Source organism: Streptomyces sp. RP5T, assembly GCF_003933965.1.
Classification (GTDB): domain Bacteria; phylum Actinomycetota; class Actinomycetes; order Streptomycetales; family Streptomycetaceae; genus Streptomyces.
The window spans coordinates 1-4,098 of the sequence record NZ_RSAJ01000690.1; the positions used below are offsets into that span (position 1 = coordinate 1).

The window sequence follows — 4,098 nt, forward strand, 5'->3', positions numbered from 1 at the left end:
GACCGACACCACCCCGACCAACTCCACCTCGGCCAGCGGCCCCGCCTCCACCACCCCGGTGGAGTCCAGTTCGGCCAGTGCCCCCGAGAGCGGTACCGCGAGCTCGTCGAGCGGGACGATCATCTAGGACAGCGCACACAGGAGGGCCGGGTCCGTCGCACGGACCCGGCCCTCGTCGTCGTGGCGGAGAAGGAGCTGTCAGAACAGCCGCAGCTTGTCGTCCTCGATGCCCCGCAGCGCGTCGTAGTCCAGGACCGCGCAGCCGATGCCGCGGTCGGTGGCCAGGACGCGGGCCTGGGGCTTGATCTCCTGGGCGGCGAAGATGCCGCGGACCGGGGCGAGATGGGGATCGCGGTTCAACAGGTCGAGGTAGCGGGTGAGTTGCTCGACACCGTCGATCTCGCCGCGCCGCTTGATCTCCACCGCGACGGTCTGCCCGTCGGCGTCCCGGCACAGGATGTCGACCGGGCCGATGGCCGTCATGTACTCGCGCCGGATCAACGTGTAGCCGTCGCCGAGCGTTTCGATGCGGTCGGCGAGCAGCTCCTGAAGGTGTGCTTCCACGCCGTCCTTGATCAGGCCGGGGTCGACGCCCAGTTCGTGCGAGGAGTCGTGGAGAACCTCCTCCATCGTGATGATGAGCTTCTCGCCCGCCTTGTTGATGACGGTCCAGACGCCGTCGTCGTCGCCGGTCCCCTCCTTCAACGTGCAGGGCGGCGACATCCAGTTCAGGGGCTTGTAGGCCCGGTCGTCGGCGTGGATGGAGACGCTGCCGTCGGCCTTCACCAGGATCAGACGGGGGGCCGAGGGCAGGTGGGCGGTGAGCCGGCCCGCGTAGTCGACGGAACACCGGGCAATGACGAGACGCATGGTCGGCAACGCTACTCGACGGGCGCATGTCCACGCGATTCGGCCCGTAAGGCTGTGGAGAACCCCTGCTCACTTGTGGCCGATTGTGGGCCTGTTGGGAGCGCCCTTTGTTCGCATTCTCCTGGTGCCGTCACCGTCCGTTGCCTACGGTAGTAAACGGGAGGTCGCGAGGCATGTACTGAGCGTGTCCGGCAGCGCGGCGTCCCTCATCTGTCCGGCAACCCCTGAGGAATCAGGGGTGCGAGAGGAGAACCCATGTCGCTCGACGTCTCACCGGCCCTACTCGAGAAGGCCGAGCGAGGCGAGGTCGACGAAGCGGAATTCGTCGACTGCGTCCGGACCTCCCTGCCCTACGCATGGGAGATGATCAGCTCCCTGGTGGCCCAGCTGAAGGTGGACGGCGGCAACTTCGCCGACAACCAGACGCCCCCGCCGGACGAGCAGGCACGCGGTCAGCTGCTGCGTGCGCTTGCGAGTGACGCGATACGCGGCGCGCTGCAGCGGCACTTCGGTGTGCGGCTGGCCTTCCAGAACTGCCACCGGGTGGCGGTGTTCCCGTTGGACTCCTCTGTCGACGAGACGCTCGTCCGCTTCACCTCGGTGCGCAGTCAGCTGCTGAACCAGTCTCCGGAGTTCCGGGACTGCTGACGCGGCGCCGCTTGCTTGCCGCTCCGTACGCGGGAGGTGCATCAGTACCGGGGCGGCAAGCTCCCGCTGGACAGGGTTGTTCCGTTTCAGGTCAGATGCGGCAGCACTTCCGCACCCAGCCGCCGTACGTTCTCCTCGGTGGCCGCCAGGTCTCCCGAGCCCTCGACGAGCAGGGCGAAACGGGAGACACCCGTCCGTTCGCTGGTCGCCGCGAGGCGGTCGGCGGCGAGTCGCGGGGTCCCCACCGGGTGCAGTCCGCACAGCAGTTCGGTGTAGGCCACCGGATCGCGCATCTGCCGTGCGCGGCCGTCGACCGTGACGTGGGCGCCGAGCCCCTGCCTGAGCCAGCCCGGCATCGCCTTCACCAGGGTCTCCACCGCGTCGGTGCGCCGGTCCGCGAGCTGGCAGACACCGGCCGACACATGGGGCGCGCCCAGCACCTTCTCCGGTGCGTGGCCGGCGGCACGCGCCTGCCTGCGCCACAGCGCGACCATCTCCGCCTTCTCCTCGTCCCCGACATGCATCCCGAGCAGCATCGGCAGCCCGCGCTCGGCGGCCAGCCGGACGCTCGCCGGGGAGGTGCAGGCGACGATCACCTCGGGGCCGTCCGTCTCCGTGAGCGCCTCCGACGGCCTTGGTACGACCGGCACTTCGCGGAAGCGGAAGCGCTCTCCGTCCGCCCCTACGGACGGCTCGCGCAGCCACCGCACCAGCAGATCGAGTGATTCCGGGAACCCCTTCTCGTAGGCGTCGAGCCCCGAGCCGAACACCTCCAGGTCGACCCACGGACCGCCGCGTCCCACGCCCAGCGAGAAGCGCCCGCCGCTCGTCAGGTGCAGCAGCGCGGCCTGCTCCCCGAGCGCCACCGGGTGCGCCGTGGGCAGCACGCTCACCGCGGTGCCGACCCGGATGCGGCGCGTGCGGCCCAGCAGCAGGGCGGCGAGGGTGATCGCCGACGGACAGGTGCCGTACGGCACGAAATGGTGTTCTGCCAGCCAGACCGCGTCGAGTCCGGCCTCCTCCGCGACCTCGGCCGAGCGGACCGCGCGGTGCAGCGCCTCCCCCTGGCCCTGTCCCGGGAACTGGGCCGCCAACACGAAACTTCCCACGTGCATGTGCTTTTCCTGCTTCCTTGGCTCCGACACGGAGCTCCCCCACCCGGCATAACCGTCCGACACGTGCCGAGGACACGGCCTGGCGGAGAGATTTGCCGATTGTCTGCAGAATCGGCGCCCCCGAGGGGGACTTGTGGGGGTTGGCGCCGTACGCGTACCCCGCCGCGCGCCGCGTAGGCTGGATACGGTCCCTGCTTCCTGTATAGCCCCGTGAGGTGTCCTGTGTCCCCGCGTCGCAACCGACCCAAGGGTTCCGGTTCGTCGGACTCGGCCGGCCGGAGTGCCGAGGACGACCGCTCCGGTCGCTACGGCGGCTTCCAGTCCTCGACGCACTGGCAGGGCGAGGACTGGAACGTCCGGCATGTGGCAGGGGCCAGCGCGCAGGGCAAGACGTACCGCTGCCCGGGCTGCGACCAGATGATCCCGGACGGCGTCCCGCACGTGGTGGCCTGGCCGGACCACTCGGGTGTCGACGAGCGCAGACACTGGCACAAGGCGTGCTGGAACGCGCGGGACCGCCGCACCACGCGGGTGCAGCGGTCCCGTAACGCGCCGAGGTTCTAGGGCTTTCCTACACGTCCCGCTTCTCCAGCAGCGCGAACGCGGCGGCGAACGCGACCGCCGTCACGCCGAGCATGATCCACAGCGGGTCCCAGCCCGAAGGGCCGGTCTCGGTGAGGGAGTTGGAGTAGAACACGCTGAGCTGGTTCGGGATGGAGTACTCGAACAGGGCCTGGCGCACGTCCGCCAGGGACTGCGAGAACATGAACAGCGCGATGACCAGCGGGGCCAGCACCAGACCGATCATCAGGGTGATCGCGCCCGCCGAGTGCCGGATGACCGAGCCGACGATCAGCGAGAGCAGACCGAGCAGCGCGATGTAGAACGAGATGCCGACGGTGCCCTTCAGCCACTCCTGGCCGGTCGGGGTGCGGGCGCCGTCCAGCAGGGCCACGTCCGCGAGGGCGACGACCAGGACCGAGACGAGGGTGGTCGCGAAGGCGACGGCGAAGAACACGAGCGCCTTCGCCGCGAGGACCCGGCCGCGGGAGGGGCAGGCGACCATCGTCGTACGGATCATCCCGGTGCCGTACTCGGACGCCGTGGTCAGTACGCCGAGCGTGATCACGCACATGCTGCCGAGCAGCAGCCCGAAGAACCCGAACGACAGCGGGTTCTCGCCCCGGATGCTCTCCTGCGAGGTGTTGGCGGCGACCAGGGCGGCGGCACCCAGCCCGATCCCGATGACGAGCAGCACGAACACGCCCAGTGTCCAGATCGTCGACCGCACGGACCGGATCTTCGTCCACTCCGACGCGACGGCGTGCCCGAGGTGCGTGCGCACGACGGGGATCGGCGAGGTGTAGCCGGGGTACGACGGCCCTCCCGGCGCCTGCCAGTTCGGCACGGCGGCCTGGGGCTGCGGCATCGAAGGCTGGGGGGTGCTCATCGGGCGTCCTCGGGC

5 protein-coding genes are annotated in these 4,098 nt (G+C 69.8%); 2 read left to right on the top strand and 3 right to left on the bottom strand.

From position 1 onward, the window contains the following. Positions 1 to 198: 198 nt before the first annotated feature. The gene (gene nucS, locus EHS43_RS39225; RefSeq protein ID WP_125195347.1) at positions 199 to 870 is read right to left on the bottom strand and encodes an endonuclease NucS; all 672 of its coding nucleotides are present in this window, start codon (positions 868 to 870) and stop codon (positions 199 to 201) included. 255 nt (positions 871 to 1,125) lie between these two features. Here nucS and EHS43_RS39230 point away from each other — a divergent pair, with 255 nt between their 5' ends. Continuing rightward, positions 1,126 to 1,518 (top strand): SCO5389 family protein, encoded by a 393-nt coding sequence (locus EHS43_RS39230; protein ID WP_007384741.1) that lies wholly within the window; start codon positions 1,126 to 1,128, stop codon positions 1,516 to 1,518. A gap of 86 nt (positions 1,519 to 1,604) precedes the next feature. On the opposite strand, the gene EHS43_RS39235 is transcribed toward EHS43_RS39230, so the two are convergent. Further along, a complete protein-coding gene (locus EHS43_RS39235; RefSeq protein ID WP_125195348.1) occupies positions 1,605 to 2,633 on the bottom strand; it encodes an LLM class flavin-dependent oxidoreductase in 1,029 nt (342 codons plus the stop codon). Positions 2,634 to 2,855: 222 nt separating this feature from the next. Here EHS43_RS39235 and EHS43_RS39240 point away from each other — a divergent pair, with 222 nt between their 5' ends. Next, the gene (locus EHS43_RS39240; RefSeq protein ID WP_037721485.1) at positions 2,856 to 3,197 is read left to right on the top strand and encodes a hypothetical protein; all 342 of its coding nucleotides are present in this window, start codon (positions 2,856 to 2,858) and stop codon (positions 3,195 to 3,197) included. Between the two features lie 7 nt (positions 3,198 to 3,204). Here EHS43_RS39240 and EHS43_RS39245 read toward each other — a convergent pair whose 3' ends face one another. Further along, positions 3,205 to 4,083 carry an ABC transporter permease subunit gene (locus EHS43_RS39245; RefSeq protein WP_125195349.1) on the bottom strand — a complete coding sequence of 293 codons (879 nt, stop codon included), beginning with the start codon at positions 4,081 to 4,083 and terminating at the stop codon, positions 3,205 to 3,207. Between the last annotated feature and the right edge of the window lie 15 nt (positions 4,084 to 4,098).

Coding starts and splice junctions, on each gene's coding strand:
- nucS (WP_125195347.1), bottom strand. CDS start 870: ATGCGTCTCGTCATTGCCCGGTGTTCCGTCGACTACGCGGGCCGGCTC.
- EHS43_RS39230 (WP_007384741.1), top strand. CDS start 1,126: ATGTCGCTCGACGTCTCACCGGCCCTACTCGAGAAGGCCGAGCGAGGC.
- EHS43_RS39235 (WP_125195348.1), bottom strand. CDS start 2,633: ATGCACGTGGGAAGTTTCGTGTTGGCGGCCCAGTTCCCGGGACAGGGC.
- EHS43_RS39245 (WP_125195349.1), bottom strand. CDS start 4,083: ATGAGCACCCCCCAGCCTTCGATGCCGCAGCCCCAGGCCGCCGTGCCG.